Source organism: Brevundimonas sp. GW456-12-10-14-LB3 (genome assembly GCF_059424365.1).
Genome location: NZ_JBWKZJ010000002.1, coordinates 122,854 through 143,888, shown reverse-complemented (window position 1 = coordinate 143,888; position 21,035 = coordinate 122,854). Strand labels below are relative to the sequence as shown.

The window sequence follows — 21,035 nt, the reverse complement described above, 5'->3', positions numbered from 1 at the left end:
GCGCGCGCGGACGAAACCGGTGCTAGCCGTGGCGTATGCGCTCTTCCCGACTCGCCGCCTTCTTCACCTCGCTCAGCTTCGCTGTGATCGCCGCCCTGGTCGCCGGGGTGGTCGTGGGCGCCTTGGCGCAAGGCGCCGACGCGCCCCTGCTGACCGGAGGGTTGGGCGTGATCGAGAGCCTGGGCCAAGTCTGGCTGAACGCCCTTCGAATGACCGTCATCCCACTGGTCTTCAGCCTTCTGGTGACGGGGATCGTCTCCATCGCCGATGCGGCGGCGACGGGGCGGATCGCGGCGCGGGCCCTCATGGTGTTCGGCGTCCTGCTGGTCGGGGCGACGGTTTACGCCATCCTGGCGGGCCTGGGGCTGCTGGCCCTGTGGCCCATTGACCCTGAGGCGGGCCGCGCCCTGCTGGCCGGGGTCTCCCCCGACGTGGCCCAGACGGTGGGCGAGGCGGCCCGGACCGACGGGTTCCGCGCCTTCCTGGCCAGTCTGGCGCCGGCCAATCTGATCAAGGCGGCGGCCGACGACGGGGTTCTGGCGGTCGTGGTCTTCGCCGTGGCCTTCGGCTTCGCCGCGACCCGGATCAAGCCCGAGCTGCGCCGCCCCCTGGCCGGCTTCTTCGAGGCGGTGGCCGAGACCCTGGTGGTGATCGTGCACTGGGTGCTGCTGGCCGCGCCTTTCGGGGTCTTCGCCCTGGCGCTCGGCGTGGGCTTGCGGGCCGGCCTGGGGGTGGCGGGCACTCTGGCCCACTATGTCGCCGTCGTCTGCCTGAGCCAGATCGGCCTGATCCTGATCCTCTATGTCGTGGCGACTTTGTGGGGGCGGATGTCGCTGGGCCGGTTCGCCCGCGCCGTGGCCCCGGCCCAGGTGGTGGCCGTCTCGACCCAGTCGTCGCTGGCCAGCCTGCCGGTGATGATCGAGCGGGCGCGCGACTGGCTGGGCGTGCCCCAGACCTCGGCCGGTCTGGTCCTGCCCCTGGCGGTGGCGGTGTTCCGCATCACCAGCCCGGTCGCCAATCTGGCCGTCTGCCTCTATGTGGCCCAGCTGAACGGGGTGGAGCTGAGCCTGTCCGCCCTGGTCGCCGGCGGACTGACGGCCATCGCCGTCTCGATCGCCTCGGTCGGCCTGCCGGGTCAGGTCAGCTTCTTCGCCGCCATCGGCCCCATCTGTCTGGCCATGGGCCTGCCGCTCGGCGTCCTGCCCCTGCTTCTGGCGGTCGAGGTCATCCCCGACATCTTCCGCACTGTCGGCAACGTCACCGCCGACCTGGCCGCGACGCGGATCGTGGCCGGCGAAGATGGGGCGGGGGAGGACGCCGCGCCGGAGACCGACCCGGCGTCCTGACGCCGGTCAGGCGTAGTCCTGGATCGCCTTCACATCCAGGTCGCCGGCCTTGATGGCGCCGATGGCTTGGGCGGCGGCTAGGGCGCCGGCGGTGGTGGTGTAGTAGGGGATCTTCATCATCAGGGCGGTGCGGCGCAGCGAGAAACTGTCCTGCAGCGACTGTTTGCCTGAGGTGGTGTTGAAGACCAGCTGGACCTCGCCGTTCTTCATGGCGTCGACGATGTGGGGGCGGCCCTCCAGCACCTTCTTGACCAGGCCGACCTCGATCCCCTGGGCGGCCAGATAGTCGCGGGTGCCGCCGGTGGCGATGATGGAGAAGCCCTGGGCCAGCAGGGTCTTCACCGCCTCGACGATGAAGGGCTTGTCGTCCTCCTTGACCGAGACGAAGGCGCAGCCGGAGGTCGGCAGATGGGTGCCGCCGCCGATCTGGGACTTGGCGAAGGCGCGGGCGAAGGCGGGGGCCATGTCGGCCTCGCCCTCGCGCTTCCAGTCCAGGCCCATGACCTCGCCGGTCGAGCGCATTTCCGGGCCCAGAATGGTGTCCACCCCGGCGAAACGGGCGAAGGGGAAGACGGCTTCCTTGACCGCGATGTGGTCATAGGGGGCGTCGGTCAGGCCGAAGGAGGCCAGGGGCACGCCCGCCATGACCTTGGCGGCGATCGAGGCGATGGGCCGGCCGATGGTCTTGGCCACGAAGGGGGCCGTGCGGCTGGCGCGCGGATTGACCTCCAGCACGAAGATGCGCGGGTTCTCGCCGTGCGGCTCTTCAATCGCGAACTGGACGTTCATCAGGCCGCGCACCTTCAGGGCCTTGGCCATTTCGGTGGTCTGGCGCTTCAGCTCGGCCACCGTCTCGGGGCGCAGGGACCAGGGCGGCATGGAGCAGGCGCTGTCGCCCGAGTGGACGCCGGCTTCTTCGATATGCTCCAGCACCCCGGCGACGAAGACGGTCTCGTCGTCGCACAGGGCGTCCACGTCCACCTCGGTGGCGCGGTTCAGATAGTGGTCGATCAGGACGGGATCGTCGCCTGAGACGCGCATGGCCTCGTGGACGTAGCGGTCCAGCTGCTCGCGGTCGTGGACGATCATCATGCCTCGGCCGCCGAGCACATAGGAGGGGCGCAGGACGACGGGATAGCCGACGTCCTCGGCCTTTTGCGCGGCCTCTTCGGCGCTGCGGGCCAGGGCGTTGGGGGGCTGACGCAGGCCGATGGCCTCCAGCATCTGCTGGAAGCGCTCGCGGTCCTCGGCCAGGTCGATCGAGTCGACGCTGGTGCCCAGGACGGGGATGTCGTCCTCCTGAAGCGCATGGGCCAGTTTCAGCGGGGTCTGGCCCCCGAACTGGACGACGACGCCGATCAGATCGCCCTTGGACCGTTCGACCTCGATCAGCTCCAGCACGTCCTCGGCCGTCAGGGGCTCGAAATACAGGCGGTCGGAGGTGTCGTAGTCGGTCGAGACGGTCTCGGGGTTGCAGTTGACCATGATCGACTCGACGCCGATGTCGTCGAAGGCGAAGGCCGCGTGGCAGCAGCAGTAGTCGAACTCGATCCCCTGGCCGATCCGGTTCGGGCCGCCGCCCAGGATGACGGCCTTCTTCCTGTCCGACGGCTCGGCCTCGCACTCGGGGACCTGACCCAGGGCGCCGGTCTCATAGGTCGAATACATATAGGCGGTGGCGCTGGCGAACTCGGCCGCGCAGGTGTCGATCCGCTTGAAGACGGGGCGGACGTTCAGGCCTTGACGGGCGGCGCGGACCTCTTTCTCGGTCTTGCCGGTCAGGGCGGCCAGACGGGCGTCGGAGAAGCCCTTGGCCTTCAGGCGGCGGAACTCGGTCGGGTCGGTGGGCAGGCCCTTGATGCGGACATGGCCTTCCTCGCGCACGATGTCGGCGATCTGGCGCAGGAACCAGGGCTCGTAGGAACAGGCGGCTTGGACCTCTTCCACCGTCAGGCCGTGGCGGAAGGCCTGGGCGATGACGCGGATGCGGTCGGGCGTCGGAACGCCCAGGGCGCGGACCACGGCGGCGCGGGCGGCGCCGGCGTCCTCGACATCGGCGACGCCGTCGATCTCGATCTCGTCGAAGCCGGACAGGCCGGTCTCAAGCCCGCGCAGGGCCTTCTGCATCGATTCCTGGAAGGTGCGGCCGATGGCCATGACCTCGCCCACCGACTTCATCGAGGTGCCCAAGAGGGGCTCGGACCCCGGATATTTCTCGAAGGCGAAGCGCGGGATCTTGGTGACCACATAGTCGATCGACGGCTCGAAGCTGGCCGGGGTGACCTGGGTGATGTCGTTCTGCAGCTCGTCCAGGGTGTAGCCGACGGCCAGACGCGCGGCGACCTTGGCGATGGGGAAGCCGGTGGCCTTGGACGCCAGGGCCGAGGAGCGCGACACGCGCGGGTTCATCTCGATCACGACCATGCGGCCGTCCTTGGGATTGATCGCCCACTGGACGTTCGACCCGCCCGTCTCGACCCCGATCTCGCGGAGCACATTGATCGAGCCGGTCCGCATCCGCTGATATTCCTTGTCGGTCAGCGTCAGCGCAGGGGCGACGGTGACGGAGTCGCCGGTATGGACGCCCATCGGATCGACGTTCTCGATCGAGCAGATGATGATGCAGTTGTCCGCCGTGTCGCGGACGACCTCCATCTCATATTCCTTCCAGCCCAGCACCGATTCCTCGATCAGCACCTCGGTGGTCGGCGACAGGTCCAGGCCGCGCAGGACGATCTCCTCGAACTCCTCGCGGTTGAAGGCGATGCCGCCGCCGGTGCCGGCCAGGGTGAAGGAGGGACGAATGACGGCGGGCAGGCCGACGTACTCCAGCCCTTCCAGCGCCTCTTCCATCGAATGGGCGGCCTTGGAGCGGGGCGATTCCAGACCCAGCTTGTCCATGGCGTCGCGGAACTTCTGGCGATCCTCGGCCTTGTCGATGACCTCGGCCTTGGCGCCGATCATCTCGACCCCGTATTTCTTCAGCACGCCCGAGGCGTCCAGGGCCAGGGCGGTGTTCAGCGCGGTCTGGCCGCCCATGGTGGGCAGAAGGGCGTCGGGGCGTTCCTTGGCGATGATCTTCTCGACCATCTGCGGGGTGATCGGCTCGATATAGGTGGCGTCGGCCACCTCCGGGTCGGTCATGATGGTGGCGGGGTTGGAGTTGACCAGTATGACCCGGTACCCCTCGGCCTTCAGCGCCTTGCACGCCTGGACGCCCGAATAGTCGAACTCGCACGCCTGACCGATGACGATGGGGCCGGCGCCGATGATCAGGATCGACTGGATGTCTGTGCGTTTGGGCATGGGGAGGGCCTCTTCTTTTTGTTCTAGTGGGTCACGACCGCGCATTCCCAGCCGTCGTACTCCAGCTGGAAGGCCGCGGCCCAGGTCTGCATCATGGCCGAGACGGGCGCAAAGCTCGCCGCATCGACCGCCATGGTGGTCTCGAGAATCGTCATGTCGCCCTCGCCGCGCGCAATGAAGCCGGCGCGCCGCGCCACCTCGCACAGATCGCCGTGGGCGTCCTCGTCGCCGAGGAAGAAGAACAGCGTATGGCGCGGCGTCACGCCGCTGTCGCCCTGTTCGGCCAGCGCCGCACGCACCATGGCGTCGCGTTCGTCATGACTGATGTCCGAGGCGTGCACGGGGCGAGGGGATCCTTGGTTCTTTGCGCGCGCGTAGCCGCCGCAGGGCGTCGCCATGCGGAGCTTGCGTCGGGTTGTCGGTTAAGCGGCCCGTTTAGAGAGGGAGGGGCAGGGGGGCAAGAGCTTATGCGTCGCCGATCGCCGCAATCCAGTCGGGCAGTTCGCTGATGCGCGAGAGCGAGACATAGCGCGGCTCGTTCACCGGGGCGTCGGCCAGTTCGTGGGCCCAGGTGACGTGGTAGGGGATGTGGACGCCGAAGGCGCCGGCGGCGATGGCGGGCAGGACGTCGGACTTCATCGAATTGCCGGCCATGACGGCTTCGGCCGGGCCTGTGCCGTGTCGGGTGAAGACCCGTTCATAGGTGGCCCGGTCCTTTTCCGAGACGATCTCGACCGCCGCGAACCGGTCGCCCAGGCCCGAGGCGGCCAGCTTGCGTTCCTGGTCCAAGAGGTCGCCCTTGGTGATCAGGACCAGGCGGTAGTGTTCGGCCAGTTCGGCGACAACCTCGTCCACCCCGGGCAGGGTCTCGACCGGGTGGGCCAGCATTTCGCGGCCGGCGGCCAGGATTTCGCGCACCACCTCGGGCGGGGCGCCGCCGTCGCACAGCTCCATGGCCGTCTCGATCATCGACAGGGTGAAGCCCTTCACCCCATAGCCGTAGAGGCGCAGATTGCGCTGTTCTGTCTCGGCCAGGCGCGCCTCGATCGTCTCGGCGTCGCCGTGGTCGTCCAGCAGGTCGACGAAGCGGGCGTGGGTCAGACGAAAGATCGTCTCATTGTGCCAGAGGGTGTCGTCGGCATCGAGGCCGACCGTGGTGATGCTCATGACGCGCCCCTATCATGAGCCGCGTCGGCATGGGAGATGAAGATGAGCGGATCGGCGGTGGTGATCGGCGCCTCGGGCGGGATCGGGCGGGCCCTGACGCAGCGTCTCGTCGCCGAGGGCGGGTTCGAGGCCGTCTGGGCGGTGTCGCGTTCGGCGGCGGCGGTTCCCGGCACCCAGGCCCTGGCGGCCGATCTGGAGGACGAGGACAGTCTGGCCCAGGCGGCGGCGCGGATCGCGCAAGGCGCCGCGCCGACCCTGGTGCTGGTCGCGACCGGCGTCCTGCACGACGGTTTCCAGCCCGAGCGGTCCCTGCGTCAGCTTGAGGCCGAGCATCTGCTCAGGGACTATCGGATCAATACGGTCGGGCCGGCGCTTGTGGCCAAACATTTCCTGCCCCTGCTGCCGCGCGACCGGCGGGCGGTGTTCGCGGCCCTGTCGGCGCGGGTCGGTTCGATCGGGGACAATCGGCTGGGCGGCTGGTACGCCTATCGCGCGTCCAAGGCGGCGCTGAACATGATCCTGCGCAATCTGGCGATCGAGACGGCGCGGACCCACCCCCTGGCGGTGGTCGCCGGGCTTCATCCCGGCACGGTGGACACGGGGCTGAGCGCGCCGTTTCAGAAGGGGGTGGGGGAGGGACGGCTGTTCAGCCCGGATCATTCGGCCGAACGGCTGCTGGCGGTGGCGGCGGGGTTGACGCCGGGGGACAGCGGCGGGGTCTTCGCCTGGGACGGGGCGCGGATTCCGGAATGAGGACGGCGAAGTTCAGGCCGTCAGCTCAGCAGCATTTGAAGCCGCCGGCGCCGCCAAAACGGCGCTGCTCGTGCAGGCGGAAGAAGGCGATCTTGTCCAGAGGCGGCTGGTCGGGGTGGGTCGCGGTCGCATGCCGGACATAGGCCTCATAGTCCGGCTGGCCGATCATGGCGCCGGCCGTGCGCCGGACGCCGCGACCCCACCGAACGGCGGCGTCGCGGCACAGGCACAGCAGATCGTCCTGGCCCGAGGGATCAGGCACGGGCGACGTCCGCCGCATCGTCGGCCGGGGTCAGATCGTGCGCCTCGGGATATTCGCGCACGGTCGGGCGGCTGTTCAGATAGGCCTTGCGACAGGCCAGGACGCCATAGATCACCATGGTGACGACCACGAACAGGAAGCCCGCCGTCAGGGCGGAGTTGACGTAGTCGTTGACGATGATCCGGTGCATGTCGCCGGCGGTCTTGGCCGGGGCCAGCAGTTCGCCGGCGCCCAGGGCCTCCTGATACTTCCGGGCGTGGGCCAAAAAGCCGATGCGGACGTCCGGGTGGAACAGCTTCTGGAAGCCGGCCGTCAGGGTGCAGATCAGCAGCCAGGTCGCCGGGACCACCATGACCCAGGCGAACTTCTCGCGCTTCATCTTGAACAGGACGACCGTGCCCAGGATCAGGGCGACGGCGGCCAGCATCTGATTGGCGATGCCGAACAGGGGCCACAGGCTGTTGATGCCCCCCAGCGGATCGACGACGCCGGTGTAGAGGAAATAGCCCCACAGGCCGACGGTCAGGGCGGTGGCCACGACATTGGCGCCCCAGGACTTGGTCTCGCGCATCCTGGGCACGGCGACGCCCAGCAGGTCCTGGATCATGAAGCGGCAGACGCGGGTGCCGGCGTCGACCGTGGTCAGGATGAACAGGGCCTCGAACAGGATGGCGAAATGGTACCAGAAGGCCATCATGGCCTTGCCGCCGATCACGCCCGACAGGATGTGGGCCATGCCGACCGCCAGGGTGGGGGCGCCGCCCGCGCGCGACAGGATCGAATGCTCGCCCACGTCCCGGGCCAGTTGCTCCAACTCCCCGGGGGTGATGTGGAAGCCCCACTGGGCCACGGCGGCGGCGGCCGAGGCCGCGTCCTTGCCGATGACGGCGACCGGGCTGTTCATGGCGAAATAGACCGCCGGGTCCAGAACCGTGGCGGCGATCAGGGCCATCACGGCGACGAAGCTTTCGCACAGCATGGCGCCGTAGCCGATCATCGGGATCTGGGCTTCGTTCTCCAGCAGCTTGGGCGTGGTGCCCGACGAGATCAGGGCGTGGAAGCCCGAAACCGCGCCGCAGGCGATGGTGATGAACAGGAAGGGGAACAGGGCGCCGGCGAAGACCGGGCCGGTGCCGTCGATGAAGGGGGTGATCGCGGGCATCTGCAGGTGCGGACGCACGATCAGTATGCCGATGGCCAGGGCGACGATGGCTCCGATCTTCAGGAAGGTCGACAGATAGTCGCGCGGCGCCAGCAGCAGCCAGACCGGGATGACCGAGGCGATGAAGCCGTAGACCATCATCAGTATGGCCAGGGTCGGGCCCGTCAGGGTGAAGGCCGGGCCCCAGAACGGGTCAGCCGCCACATGGCCGCCGCCGATGATGGCCAGGATCAGCAGGACCACGCCGATGACCGACACCTCGCCCACGCGGCCCGGCCGCAGGAAGCGGGTGTAAAGGCCCATGAAGATGGCGATGGGGATGGTGGCGGCGACGGTGAAGGTTCCCCACGGGCTCTCGGCCAGGGCCTTGACCACCACCAGGGCCAGGACGGCCAGGATGATGACCATGATCATCAGCACGCCCACCTGGGCGATGACGCCGGGGATATTGCCCATTTCGGTGCGGATCATGTCGCCCAGGGACTTGCCGTCGCGCCGGGTGGACATGAACAGGACCATCATGTCCTGCACCGCTCCCGCCAGCACGGCGCCGACCAGGATCCACAGCACGCCGGGCAGATAGCCCATCTGAGCGGCCAGCACCGGCCCGACGAGAGGCCCCGCGCCGGCGATGGCGGCGAAGTGGTGGCCGAACAGGACGTTTCGGGGCGTCGGCACATAATCCAGGCCGTCGTCGCGCCGCACCGCCGGGGTCGGGCGCGAGGGCTGCAACTGCATGACCTTGCCGGCCAGGTAGCGACTGTAGAAGCGGTAGGCGATCGCATAGGTGCAGACGGCGGCGACCACCATCCAGACCGCGCTGACGCTTTCGCCCTGGTGCAGGGCGATGACGCCCAACGAGACGGCCCCCAGGATCGCGATGACCCCAAATACCAGAGGGGTTCCAAATTTGCCCACGACCTACTCCTACTCGACCGGACGACTGACGATTTCGCGTCCTGTTTGCACGATAGGCCCGCCGAAGGCCAATCGACTAAAGTCGTAGGCAGGGCCCGGCGTTCCGGCGCGCGATCCGTTCGCGCGGCTTCGAAACTTGGATACACGCCCCCCCGTGCAATCCGCCAAATCTATTGCTAAGCGCATCGGATGATCGCTCGCCTTCGCCCCGTCCCGTTCGACCTCGGTCCCGTCCATTTCGTCGGCATCGGCGGCATAGGCATGAGCGGCATCGCCGAGATCATGCTGAAGATCGGCTATTCGGTTCAGGGCTCGGACGCCAAGGCCAGCGCCAACACCGAACGGCTGGAGAAGCTGGGGGCCAAGATCTTCATCGGCCACGACGCCGCCCATGTCGGCGAGGGCGTCTCGGCCGTGGTCTATTCGACGGCGGTCAAGGCCGACAATCCCGAGATGAAGGCCGCGCGCGAGCGTCGCATCCCCCTGGTGCGCCGGGCCGAGATGCTGGCCGAGCTGATGCGGCTGCAGTTCTCCATCGCGGTCGGGGGCACCCACGGCAAGACGACGACGACCTCCATGGTCGCGGCCCTGCTGGACGCGGCCGGTCTGGACCCGACGGTGGTCAACGGCGGCATCATCAACGCCTATGGCACCAACGCCAAGGTCGGGGACGGCGACTGGATCGTGGTCGAGGCGGACGAGAGCGACGGCAGCTTCCTGCGCCTGAAATCGACCGTCGCCATCGTGACCAATATCGACCCGGAACACCTGGACCACTACGGCGACTTCGACGCGGTGCGGAAGGCCTTCGTCGATTTCGTCGAGAACATCCCCTTCTACGGTTTCGCCGCCGTCTGCCTGGATCATCCCGAGGTGCAGAAGCTGGTCGCCTCGATCGATAACCGGCGGCTCGTGACCTATGGGACCAATCCCCAGGCCATGGTGCGGGCCGAGGGTTGCCAGATGGGGCCGGACGGCGCCCGGTTCGACGTGGTGATCCAGAACGGCGAAACGCACCGAATCGACAATCTGCACCTGCCGATGGCGGGCTGGCACAATGTCTCCAACGCCCTGGCCGCCATCGCCGTGGCGCGCGAGCTGGACGTATCCGACGAGGCGATCCGCGAGGGCCTGGCCGGGTTCGGCGGCGTCAAGCGTCGTTTCACGACGACGGGCGTGGTGAACGGGGTCCGGATCGTCGACGACTATGGCCACCACCCGGTCGAGATCGCCGCCGTGCTGAAGGCGGCCCGTCAGGTGAGCGAGGGCCGGGTCATCGCCGTGGTCCAGCCGCACCGCTACACCCGTCTGCGCGACCTGATGGACGACTTCTCGACCAGTTTCTCGGACGCCGACAGCGTGATCGTCGCCGACGTCTATCCGGCCGGCGAACAGCCGATCGAGGGGGTGGACAAACACGCCCTGACCGACGGAATCCGTCGCTACGGCCACCGCCATGTCCAGGCGCTGGAGAACGCCGCCGTCCTGCCGCGCCTGATCAAGGAAGAGGCCCGGTCGGGCGACGTGGTCGTGCTGCTGGGCGCCGGCGACATCACCAGCTGGGCCTATGGCCTGCCGGCGCAGCTGGAGGCGCTGGGCTGACGCCCGGCTTGTCCGGCGGGGTCTGGAAAGTATATACTTCGGCGTGACGGTATATCCTTGGAGGATGCCATGGCCCTTTATGTGAAGGACCCCGAAGTCGATCGGATGGCCGAACGCCTCAGCCGCATCGGAGGCATCAGCAAGACTGAGGTGGTGCGTCGCGCCCTGCGTCGTCAGTTGGAGGAGGTTGAGACGCCGTCCGACTTTGTCGAGCGCGGCCTCGCCTTTACCCGCGCTCTAATCGCTCGGGGCGACCCCGCCGAGGGCCAGCCGGTGGACAAGGCTTGGGTCGACAGCCTCTATGAGGACGACTGATGTTCGTGGACGCTTCGGCGCTTACGGCCATCCTGACCGAAGAGGACGACGCGCGGTTCCTCTATGCGCGCCTTGAAACCTATCCGGTTCGGACGACGTCGCCCATGGCCGTCTGGGAGGCGGTCCTCGCGGTCGCGCGTCGGCTCAAACTGGACATCACCGACAGCGAAGCCGCCGTTGAGGCGTTCTTGAAAACCTTCAATATCGAGGTGGTCGCCATTCCCGCCGAGGCGCGGCGCGAGGCGATCCGCGCTCACGCCCGGTACGGCAAGGGCCGTCACCCGGCGGCATTGAACTTCGGCGACTGTTTCGCCTATGCCTGCGCCCGCCACGCGCGATCGCCCCTGCTGTACAAGGGCGACGACTTTTCCCGGACCGACATCGAAGCCGCATGACCGAGATCCCCCTTCCCCCCGTTCGCGGCAAGCTGCTGCGGGATGAGCCGCTCGGCCCCTACACCTGGTTCCGCGTCGGCGGCGCGGCCGAGGCCCTGTTCATTCCGGCCGACGCCGAGGACCTGGCTGATTTTCTCAAGGCGCTGGATCCGGCCGTGCCTGTGACGGTTCTGGGCGTGGGGTCCAACGTCATCGTCCGCGACGGCGGGGTCGAGGGGGTGGTCATCCGCCTGGCGGGGCGTCCCTGGGCCCAGGTGACGACGGACGGCGACACGATCACGGCCGGCGCCGGGGCGCTGGACTCCATGGTGGCCAAGGCCGGCGCCAAGGCCGGGATCGCCGGGCTGGAATTCTACGCCGGCATTCCGGGTACGGTCGGCGGCGCCCTGACCATGAACGCCGGCTGCTATGGCTCGGAGACCAAGGATGTGCTGGTCTCGGCCTGGGGGCTGAACCGCAAGGGCGAGCGGGTCGATTACGCCCTGGCCGATTTCGGCTACACCTATCGCCATTCGCGGGCGCCGGCCGAGATCCTCTGGGTCGAGGCCGTCTATCGCGGAACGCCGGACGCGCCCGAGGCGGTGCAGGCCCGGATCGACGAGATCACCAGCCGCCGCGAAACCACCCAGCCGATCCGCGAAAAGACCGGGGGATCGACCTTCAAGAACCCGCCCGGTCACTCGTCCTGGAAGCTGGTGGACGAGGCGGGCTGGCGCGGCAAGCTGCACGTGGAGACCGGGGGAGGGGCCATGTTCAGCGAGCTGCACTCCAACTTCATGATCAACCCCGGCGAGGCGACGGCGGCCGACATCGAGGGCCTGGGCGAGGCGGTGCGGGCGGACGTCCTGAAGAAGACCGGCGTTCAGCTGGAGTGGGAGATCAAGCGGATCGGGCGTCGCCTCTGATCACCGGCGTTTGACGCACAAATTTCACCTCGCGCGGGCGACAAGGTTGACGGCCTGTTAAACATCTCGGCCGCAATCGGAGAGCCCATGACCCGCGCATTCGAAGACCTTCATGTCGCCGTCCTGATGGGCGGCCTGTCCGCCGAGCGGGAGGTGTCCCTGACCTCCGGCGAACAGTGCGCCCAGGCGCTGGAGCGGCAGGGGGTGCGCGTCAGCCGCGTGGATGCGGGGCGCGATCTGGCGAACGTCTTGTCGGGCCTGATCAAGCCGGACGTGGTGCTGAACTGCCTGCACGGCGCCTGGGGCGAGGACGGCTGCGTCCAGGGGGTGCTGGAGACCCTGCGGATACCTTACAGCCATTCCGGCGTCCTGGCCTCGGCCCTGGCCATGGACAAGAATAAGTCCAAGGCGGTGTTGAAGGCGGCGGGCGTCAAGGCGCCCGGCGGCGGTCTGTATGACCGGCATGAGGTGGCGGCGCGCCACGTCATCGAACCGCCCTATGTGGTCAAGCCGAACGCCGAGGGCTCGTCCGTCGGGGTCTATCTGGTGCGCGAAGGCGATGCGCCCGTCGCCGAGGTGGGCGAGCCCGGCTGGGCCTATGGCGAACAGGTGATGGTCGAGCCCTATATCGCCGGCAAGGAGCTGGCCGTCGCCGTGATCGGCTATGCGGACGGACCGCGCGCCCTGACCGTGACCGACATCACCCCGACCAAGGGCTTCTATGACTACGAGGCCAAATATGCGCCGGGCGGTTCGGTTCACGTCCTGCCCGCCGTCCTGCCGCCAGCCGTTTTCGAGGCCGCGCTGCGCCAGGCCGAGGCGGCGCATGTCGCCATGGGTTGCAAAGGCGTGTCCAGAAGCGACTTCCGTTATGACGATGTTAAGGACGATCTGGTTCTGCTGGAGGTCAACACTCAGCCGGGCATGACGCCGACCTCGCTCGTCCCCGAGCAGGCCGCCCATGTCGGAATGAGCTACGAAGACCTGGTTCGGTGGATGGTGGAGGACGCCTCATGCCCGCGGTAGTTCGCGGCGGTCGGCGACAGAGTGCGGTTTCCTCGCGTGGCGCAGCCCCCAAGAAGGGAGGGCGTTCGCGCGGCGGGGCGCCCAAGCCTGCGTCCGCCATTCCCGGCAAGATGGCCGCCATCGGCCGTATTGATGTGTCGCCCCGCACCGTCATGATCGCGCTCAGCGCCGGCGCCCTGCTGGTGGTCGGGGTTCTGGCGACCGGCGCGCGGGCCGAGCGGATCGGCCAGTCCCTTTCCCGCGGGATCGACGGGGTGACGGCCGGCATGGGCCTGTCGCTGAAGCGGGTCCACATCACCGGCGCCTCGGCCGAGGCCGAGCCGGCCATTCAGCAGGCCCTGGGTCTTTATTCAGGCCAGCCGATCACCAGTCTGGATCTGGACGCCATTCGCGACCGGGTGCAGGGCGTGGGCTGGGTCAAATCCGCGCGCGTCGTGCGCCTGTTGCCCGACACCCTGATCATCGAGGTCAAGGAGCACGACCGCCTCGCCGTCTGGCAGGAGGCCGGTCAGATCAAGGTCATCGACACACGGGGGCAGGTGATCAAGGGCGCCGACGCGCGTCGCTATCCCACCCTGCCGCTGGTCGTGGGCAAGGGCGCCGATCAGGCCGCCGCCGAAATCCTGCCTCTGCTGGCCCAGCGTCCGCGCCTGATGAGCCGGGTGGATGCAGTGGTGCGGGTGGACGAACGCCGCTGGGATCTGCGCCTGAAGGACGGCAGCCTGATCCAGCTGCCGGCCACGGAACAGGAGGCGGCCCTGATCCGCCTCGATGCGCTGGATCAGCGCGAACGCCTGCTCGACCTGGGCTTCGCCCGGGTCGATCTGAGAACGCCGGACGAAATTGCGGTGCGCCCCGCCGCCGACGCTTAACAGGGACCAGTGGAGAGTATGGCGGGAATGCAGCGTGGATCGGCGAACGACCAGGGCCGGGTGATGGACCCCCGCGCCGGCCGCGCGCCGGTGATCGCCGCCCTGGACATCGGTCAGTCCAAGGTCTCGTGTTTCATCATGAAGCCGGACGGCGTGCGCCACGCCGACCGCACCATTCGCGTCGCCGGGGCCAGCCACGTCCAGTCCAAGGGGGTGAAGGGCGGGGCCATCATCAACATGGATGAGGCGGCCCAGGCCATCGGCCACGCCGTCGAGCGGGCCGAGCGCGCGGCCCAGAGCCCGGTCTCGGGCGTGGTCGTCACCACCGCCATCGGCCAGATGGCCAGCCACAGGGTCCAGGCCCGGGTGTCCCTGGGCGCCAATCCCGTCGGCGACGCCGATCTGGCCCGCGCCATCGGCATGGCCCTGGCCCAGATCCGTCTGCCTAACCGCCGGCCGATCCACGTCCTGCCCATCGCCTGGTCGGTGGACGGGGCCCGGGGGGTTCACGATCCGCGCGCCATGCGCGGCGGCTCCCTAGGGCTGGACCTGCTGGTCGTCTCCATGGCCGAGAATGTGTTCACGACTCTCAGCCACTGTCTGGAACTGGCGCATCTGGATCTCCAGGGGGTGGCCGCTGCCCCCGTCGTTTCGTCGCTCGCCGCCTTGGAAGAGGACGAGATGGACCTGGGCGCCGTCTGTATCGACATGGGCGGCGGCTCGACCAGCGCCGCCGTCTGGGGCGGGCGATCACTGTTGCATGTCGAAAGCCTGAACGTCGGCGGAGACCATGTGACCTCCGACATCGCGCGGGGTCTGTCCACGTCCAAGGCGGGCGCCGAGCGGCTGAAGACCCTGCACGGTTCGGCCATGGCCAGCGCCAATGAGGACCGCGAAATGCTGGAGGCGCCGCCGCGCGGCGAAGACGCCTCGGCCGGCCCGGTCATTGTGCCGCGCGCCATGCTGAAGACCGTGATCGCCCCGCGCGTGGAAGAGACGCTGGAACTGCTGCGCGACCGGCTGAAGGCGGCGGGGGGCGGCCTTGAGCCCGGCGCCGGCCTGGTCCTGACCGGCGGCGCCAGCCAGCTGAACGGCGTGCGCGAACTGGCCGTGCGCGTCTTCGACCGCCCCGTCCGCCTTGGAAAACCCCAACGGGCGCCACATTTGGCCGACGCCGCGTCAGGACCGGCCTTCTGCGCCACCGCCGGGGTGCTGTTGCGGGCGGCCTATGGGCCCCGCGAGGCGGTGTCCGCCAGGAAGCTGATGGCGCGCCAGATCACCGCTGCGGATGCGCCCAAGGTGCACCGCGGCAATGTGGTGGGGCGTGTGGCGGGGTGGCTGCGGGATAATCTGTAAGATAATCCTGCTTTTCGGCCGTCAGCCCAAACTCGGCGCTTGATGCAGCCGAGACCAAGCTTGGTTGGTGCCTCTAGCAACCTTCTTGCCCCGATTTCGGCGCTGCGATCAATCTCGGGCTGCTTTATAGATATCTTTCACATTTCGCGGATTTATTAACCGATATATCGTCGGGTTTTGGTAATACAAGCCGAAAACTTGCATATATCCAAAAAATTATTCCCCAATTCAGCAAAATTCGAAGGTTTTGAGCCTCATTTGCTGCGGAGCTGAAGGTGAAATTGTGGCTTTGCCGCTACATATGGACGGCAAGACGTTCGGAATGTGTTCGAAATGATGGATACCTGCCGCCATCTTGTTACAAACCCTTCACGTTCGTGGCGGCCCATCGCCGCCCGATTTTTCATGGGGCTGTTCATTCAATGAGATCCACTCGTAAAATCCTGTTTGGCACGACAATTTTGGCGGGCGTCCTGGCTGCGGCCGCCCCGTCTTTCGCCCAAACGCAGAGCTCGACACCCGCCTCATCGGAATCGACGACGGATGTCGAAGAAATCGTCGTCACCGGGTCTCGCATTCGTCGTGACCCCACGACGGCTCCTACGCCCCTAATTCAGGTGTCGCGAGAGGCCCTTCTGGAGACGGGTCAGACGACGGTGATCGACTATCTGGCCACCATTCCGGCCCTGTCGAATTCGCAGGTTCCTTCCGATACAACGGGTAATGCGCTGGGAGCGTTGGGGCTTTCGCTTCCGAACCTGCGCAGCTTGGGCGCTGGCCGGACCCTGACCCTGGTGGACGGTCGCCGGCACGTCGGATCTCAGACCGGTTCGCTGGCGGTTGACGTTGATACGATCCCTCGTCTTCTGATCCAGAACATTGAAATCGTGACCGGCGGCGCGTCTTCGGTTTACGGCGCCGACGCTGTTTCGGGTGTCCTGAACTTCGTCCTCCGCAAGGATTTCGAAGGGCTCGAGGTCGATGGCAACTACGGCATCATAAACAAGGGGGGGGATGAAACCACCAAGAGGATTTCGATCCTCGGCGGCGTCAATCTGCTGGACGACCGGCTCAATGTGTACGGCTTCGGCGAATACGAAGACATTGAAGACGTCAATGCGGAATCGATCGAATGGTTGGGCAAGGCCTGGGGTCTGGTCGGCAATGATGCGGATCCGACCACTGTCGGTCTGACCTCGGACGGTATTTACGACGCTGTTCTTTATCGTGACCTGCGGCAGCTGCAGATCCTGCGTGGCGGTCAACTGACGATCGCCAACGGCGTGCGGCCCGATCCCACGCTGAACCCCAACGTCCCCAATGTGGCCACCGGCTCCAACTGTCTTGCGGCCAACGGTCCTCTGACGGCGGATTGCTATAATCCTCGTCCGGGCCTGACCTATGTCTTTGACGAGAACGGCAATGCGCGTCTGGCCGATTTCGGCGGCAGGGTGGCGAACACGGGCCGCTTCCAGGGCACCCATATCGGCGGGGACGGTGAGAACCCCGCACTGTTCAACCGCGAATCCTACTTCCCTCAGTCCCGCAGCCAACGTTACCAGACCGGGCTGAACTTCAAGCTCACGCCGGACATCAACCTTCACGCAGAATACAAATATGTTTATGAAGAGTCGGAGCAAAATGGCGGTCCCGCCTTTGCTGACGTCTATTTCACGAACTCGTATTCGCTTGCGCAGCAGCAACGGCCGGTTCTGAACGCCAGAACGTCAAGCCCCACGGCGTTTCTGTCGCGGCTCGACAATGCCTTCCTCCCGGCGAATGTGCTGGCCCAGATCCAAGGCAACGTCGTACAGCCGTACGGCACGTCCACGGCGACGGCCCCCGGCGCGCCTCTCGCACAGTTCAACGCTCCTTGGGCGCGTTACACCGCCTGGTCTCGTGATCGCATCCAAGAAAACACTCGCGAACTAAACCGCTTTGTCGTGAGCGCCGACGGCACCCACGACGGCTTCGGGTTCGTCAAGGACATCAGCTGGGATATCGGCTACACTCACGGCGAGGTGGAAAACCAAAACACCGAATACCCGGTCGATGGTCTTCGCTACGCCTTCGCTCTGGACGCCGTGCGCGACACCGCCGGAGTTCTTGGGACGCCGAATGCGATCGTGTGCCGGGTCAAGTTGTTGACGGCCAACGGTGCGACCATCGCCAACCAGAACACCGGCGCCGCCGCCGGGTCGGCTGGCGCGTTGACGGCCAGCAGCCCCGAAGTTGCTGAATGCCAGCCTTACAACATCTTTGGCGAAGGCGCCGCCAGCCAGGAAGCCATCAACTACATCACCGCCAAGACGGGGGTGGACGAGAAGAACACGCAAGACAGCGCTGTGGCGTCGATCTCGGCTACTGTGGGTGACTACTGGGGCGCCGGCCCGATCGGGGTCGCGCTCGGCGCCGAGTACCGCCGTCAAGAAACGACCGGCACGGGGCGCACCCGCACGGCCGAAGGTCGCTGGCTGTTGAGCAACATCGGCGACGATTGGGCCCCCGGCGCTGAGTATGAAACCAAGGAAGTGTTTGCTGAGTTGGCGGTTCCGCTCTTCCGCGAAAGCTTCCTGGGTTATTATGCAGAGCTGAGCGGTTCGTACCGCTACTCCGACTACACCACGACCGGCGGCGATGACGTCTATGGCATCAACCTGGTTTATCGCCCCGTGCCGGAGCTGGCTTTCAAGTCGAGCTTCAACACCTCGACCCGCGCGCCCGATCTGAGCGAACGTTTTGGGCCTCGCGTCCAAACCTTCGCTTCCATTACGGACCCTTGCGATGCGCAGGTGATCGCCAATCTGTCTGACCGCACCATTGCGAACCAGCGTATTGCGAACTGCTCGACCCAAGCGGCGTCTCTGGGATTGGGTGGAGTGTTCAATTTCTCCGATCCCACGGCCACCAATGCGTTCCGGCCGGTGTATAGCTCGAGCGTTTCCGGCGCCCTCGCAGGCAACACCAACCTCAAGCCGGAAACGTCAGAGTCCTTCACCTTCTCGGTGGTGTATCAGCCTCCGATCGCGCCCGGTCTGAGCCTGGTGCTCGATTATTACGAGATCGAGATCAAGGACCTGCTCTCAACGGTTACGGGCCAAACGTCTGCGAACCTGTGCGTCAACGGCCCGACACTGAACGACGTTTTCTGCGACGTCATTACGCGTTCCGCCGTGGATCTGCCTGCGCCTAACGATGACCGCTTCAAGATCACGGACTTCCTGCAAGCGTCGTTCAACTTCGCCAAGCGGACTACGCGCGGCCTGGACTTCAACGTGAACTATGCGGCTGACCTGGCCGACATCACGCCTTGGTCGCTGGGCCGGATCAACTACAGCCTGCGTGGCACGTGGTTGATCGAGCAGAAGCAGTTCAACAACATCTCCAATCCGAACGATTTCACGGAACTTTCGAGCTCCTTGTATTATCCGCGGGTTCGGATGACGTCCTCGCTGTCCTATTCGCCGAATGACAAGTTCACGGCGACCTGGATTGTCGATTGGCAGACGGCTCAGGACATTGTTCAGCGCCGCGACGCCATCAACAATCCGGACTCGCGGCCAGCTGAGTATTTCGACACCGGAAACTTCGCTCGTCATGACCTGCAGTTCAGATACGCCATGCGCGAAGATCTTGATCTCCGCTTTGGCGTAACCAATGTGACCAACGCCGAGCAGGCGCCGTGGTTGGGCACGACGCTCTACTCGAACTTCGATCCTTACGGACGCCGCTTCAACATCGGCTTCAACTATCGGCCCTGGTAAGGGGCCAATCTTCAAGACCTCCGGGGGCGGCCTGACAAGGCCGCCCCATTTTTTTGCATCAACCTCCAGCCAAGCTCGCACTTTGTGCTGTTCTCGAGTCCGACTCACATTATCGCCGTAACCATCTCTTAACCCTCGTGGGTGCAATCCTTAACGCGCTCATAACCAAGGTGATTCGGCGGGGTGTTCGCCTTGGGACGAGGGGCAGGGTCGGAAGGTCGGAAAACAGAATGTCGCTCTCATTGGTCAAGCCGCAACACACTGAACTGAAGCCCCGCATCGTCGTGTTCGGCGTCGGCGGCGCCGGCGGCAACGCCGTGAACAATATGATCGACGCCGGCCTGGAAGGGGTCGAGTTCGTCGTGGCCAACACCGACGCCCAGCATCTGTCGTTCGCCAAGACCGACCGGCGCATCCAGCTGGGCGAGACCATCACCCAAGGCCTGGGCGCCGGCGCCCACCCCGAGGTCGGCATGAACGCCGCCGAGGAATCCGCCGACGAGATCCATCAGCACCTCGAAGGCGCCCATATGGTGTTCATCACCTGCGGCATGGGCGGCGGCACCGGCACGGGCGCGGCGCCTGTCATCGCCAAATGCGCGCGCGATCGCGGCATTCTGACGGTCGGCGTGGTGACCAAGCCCTTCACCTTCGAAGGCCGCCACCGGATGCGCCTGGCCGATGCGGGCGTCGCCGAGCTGCAACGCTATGTCGACACCCTGATCGTCATTCCGAACCAGAACCTGTTCCGCGTCGCCAATGAACGCACCACCTTCGCCGACGCCTTCGGCATGGCCGACCAGGTTCTGCACTCGGGCGTGCGCTCGATCACCGACCTGATGATCCTGCCGGGCCTGATCAATCTGGACTTCGCCGACGTGCGCGCCGTCATGTCCGAAATGGGCAAGGCGATGATGGGCACCGGCGAGGCGTCGGGCGATGATCGCGCGCTGATGGCCGCCCAGAACGCCATCGCCAATCCGCTGCTGGACGAGACCAGCCTGAAGGGCGCCAAGGCCGTGCTGGTCAACATCACCGGCGGTCTGGACATGACCCTGCTGGAAGTGGACGAGGCCGCCAACGCCATTTCCGCCGAGGTGGACGGCGACGCCAACATCATCTTCGGCGCCGCCTTCGATCCGGCGCTGGACGGCAAGATCCGCGTCTCGGTGGTCGCCACCGGCATGGACGAGGGCGTGGTGCAGCGCGCCGAGCCCTCGGCGCCGACGGCCCCCCTGGCCGATCACAGCGCCCGCCGCTCGGCCGGCGGCCTGTACGGCGCCCAAACGTCGCGCGCCGCCCCGGAGCCCGCCCGCGAGACCTATCGCGAGCCGGTCCGCGCCGAACGCGCCCCGGAGCCGCGCGTCGAGGCCCGGCCCGAGCCCCGTATCGAAGCCGCCCCCGTCGTCCCCAGCTTTCAGGCCCCGGCTGCGGCCGAACCCCGTCCCGAACCGGTGATCCGCGTCGCTGAACCGGCGCCGCGCACCCTGGAGCCGATCGTGGATCCGTGGGTCGAGGAGTATGAGACGCGCGCCCCGGCGGCCTCCGCCCAGCCGAGCCGCGCCCCGGTCGAACCCCAGGGCGATCTCTACGCCGCGCGTTCGCCCGAGCCGACCGCCGACGACTATGACGACCGCGACCATCGCCGCAGCGGCTGGAGCCTGTTCGGTCGGGGCAAGCGCGCCCAGCCGCAGCCCGAGCCGACCTACAGCCGCGCCCAGCCGCAAATGCGCCAGTCGGCCCAGCCCCAATCGGCGCCGGAGCCGGAAGCGGGCCAGGCTGACGATGACCTGGAGATTCCCTCTTTTCTCCGCCGTCTCGCCAACTGACCGCCGGAAAAACTGACCACCACGCCCCGAAGCCCGGCTTCGGGGCGTTTTTCGTTC

At 66.7% G+C, this 21,035-nt stretch carries 16 protein-coding genes; 11 read left to right on the top strand and 5 right to left on the bottom strand.

Annotated features, from left to right (window positions below; all coding sequences use genetic code 11):
* The first annotated feature begins 35 nt into the window (after positions 1-35).
* A complete protein-coding gene (locus AC07XS_RS01695; RefSeq protein WP_494732645.1) occupies positions 36-1,346 on the top strand; it encodes a dicarboxylate/amino acid:cation symporter in 1,311 nt (436 codons plus the stop codon).
* Between the two features lie 6 nt (positions 1,347-1,352).
* Here the strand turns inward: AC07XS_RS01695 and carB are convergent, their stop codons facing one another.
* From carB to AC07XS_RS01680, 3 genes are all read right to left on the bottom strand, one after another.
* Positions 1,353-4,652, bottom strand: coding sequence for a carbamoyl-phosphate synthase large subunit (gene carB, locus AC07XS_RS01690; RefSeq protein WP_182713248.1), 3,300 nt, complete (start codon positions 4,650-4,652; stop codon positions 1,353-1,355).
* Positions 4,653-4,675: 23 nt separating this feature from the next.
* Positions 4,676-4,993, bottom strand: a complete 318-nt coding sequence (locus tag AC07XS_RS01685; protein WP_224761038.1) for a ribonuclease E inhibitor RraB — start codon at positions 4,991-4,993, stop codon at positions 4,676-4,678.
* Between the two features lie 124 nt (positions 4,994-5,117).
* Positions 5,118-5,819 (bottom strand): HAD family hydrolase, encoded by a 702-nt coding sequence (locus AC07XS_RS01680; protein WP_182713249.1) that lies wholly within the window; start codon positions 5,817-5,819, stop codon positions 5,118-5,120.
* A gap of 42 nt (positions 5,820-5,861) precedes the next feature.
* Here AC07XS_RS01680 and AC07XS_RS01675 point away from each other — a divergent pair, with 42 nt between their 5' ends.
* Complete coding sequence (locus AC07XS_RS01675) at positions 5,862-6,572, top strand: SDR family NAD(P)-dependent oxidoreductase (RefSeq protein ID WP_182713250.1); 711 nt, start codon at positions 5,862-5,864, stop codon at positions 6,570-6,572.
* A gap of 25 nt (positions 6,573-6,597) precedes the next feature.
* Here the strand turns inward: AC07XS_RS01675 and AC07XS_RS01670 are convergent, their stop codons facing one another.
* On the bottom strand, positions 6,598-6,834 hold the full coding sequence (locus AC07XS_RS01670) for a YbdD/YjiX family protein (protein ID WP_224764281.1): 237 nt from the start codon (positions 6,832-6,834) through the stop codon (positions 6,598-6,600).
* Positions 6,827-8,914, bottom strand: a complete 2,088-nt coding sequence (locus tag AC07XS_RS01665) for a carbon starvation CstA family protein (RefSeq protein WP_182713252.1) — start codon at positions 8,912-8,914, stop codon at positions 6,827-6,829. The genes AC07XS_RS01670 and AC07XS_RS01665 overlap by 8 nt, the downstream gene beginning before the upstream one ends.
* 189 nt (positions 8,915-9,103) lie before the next feature.
* Here AC07XS_RS01665 and murC point away from each other — a divergent pair, with 189 nt between their 5' ends.
* The 9 genes from murC to ftsZ all read left to right on the top strand — a co-directional run bounded on the left by murC (position 9,104) and on the right by ftsZ (position 20,978).
* On the top strand, positions 9,104-10,516 hold the full coding sequence (gene murC, locus AC07XS_RS01660; RefSeq protein ID WP_182713253.1) for a UDP-N-acetylmuramate--L-alanine ligase: 1,413 nt from the start codon (positions 9,104-9,106) through the stop codon (positions 10,514-10,516).
* 69 nt (positions 10,517-10,585) lie between these two features.
* Positions 10,586-10,831: a type II toxin-antitoxin system VapB family antitoxin gene (locus AC07XS_RS01655; RefSeq protein ID WP_182713254.1), complete on the top strand. Its 246-nt coding sequence runs from the start codon at positions 10,586-10,588 to the stop codon at positions 10,829-10,831.
* On the top strand, positions 10,831-11,226 hold the full coding sequence (locus AC07XS_RS01650; RefSeq protein WP_182713255.1) for a type II toxin-antitoxin system VapC family toxin: 396 nt from the start codon (positions 10,831-10,833) through the stop codon (positions 11,224-11,226). Before AC07XS_RS01655 ends, AC07XS_RS01650 begins: the two co-directional genes overlap by 1 nt.
* The gene (gene murB / locus AC07XS_RS01645) at positions 11,223-12,131 is read left to right on the top strand and encodes a UDP-N-acetylmuramate dehydrogenase (RefSeq protein WP_182713256.1); all 909 of its coding nucleotides are present in this window, start codon (positions 11,223-11,225) and stop codon (positions 12,129-12,131) included. The genes AC07XS_RS01650 and murB overlap by 4 nt, the downstream gene beginning before the upstream one ends.
* A gap of 87 nt (positions 12,132-12,218) precedes the next feature.
* Positions 12,219-13,157 (top strand): D-alanine--D-alanine ligase, encoded by a 939-nt coding sequence (locus tag AC07XS_RS01640; protein ID WP_182713257.1) that lies wholly within the window; start codon positions 12,219-12,221, stop codon positions 13,155-13,157.
* Complete coding sequence (locus tag AC07XS_RS01635) at positions 13,145-14,029, top strand: cell division protein FtsQ/DivIB (protein WP_182713258.1); 885 nt, start codon at positions 13,145-13,147, stop codon at positions 14,027-14,029. The genes AC07XS_RS01640 and AC07XS_RS01635 overlap by 13 nt, the downstream gene beginning before the upstream one ends.
* 27 nt (positions 14,030-14,056) lie before the next feature.
* Positions 14,057-15,385 carry a cell division protein FtsA gene (ftsA, locus tag AC07XS_RS01630; protein ID WP_321207926.1) on the top strand — a complete coding sequence of 443 codons (1,329 nt, stop codon included), beginning with the start codon at positions 14,057-14,059 and terminating at the stop codon, positions 15,383-15,385.
* 275 nt (positions 15,386-15,660) lie between these two features.
* Positions 15,661-19,149: a TonB-dependent receptor domain-containing protein gene (locus AC07XS_RS01625; protein ID WP_182713259.1), complete on the top strand. Its 3,489-nt coding sequence runs from the start codon at positions 15,661-15,663 to the stop codon at positions 19,147-19,149.
* Positions 19,150-19,379: 230 nt separating this feature from the next.
* Positions 19,380-20,978, top strand: coding sequence for a cell division protein FtsZ (ftsZ, locus tag AC07XS_RS01620; RefSeq protein ID WP_409612432.1), 1,599 nt, complete (start codon positions 19,380-19,382; stop codon positions 20,976-20,978).
* Positions 20,979-21,035 lie beyond the last annotated feature (57 nt).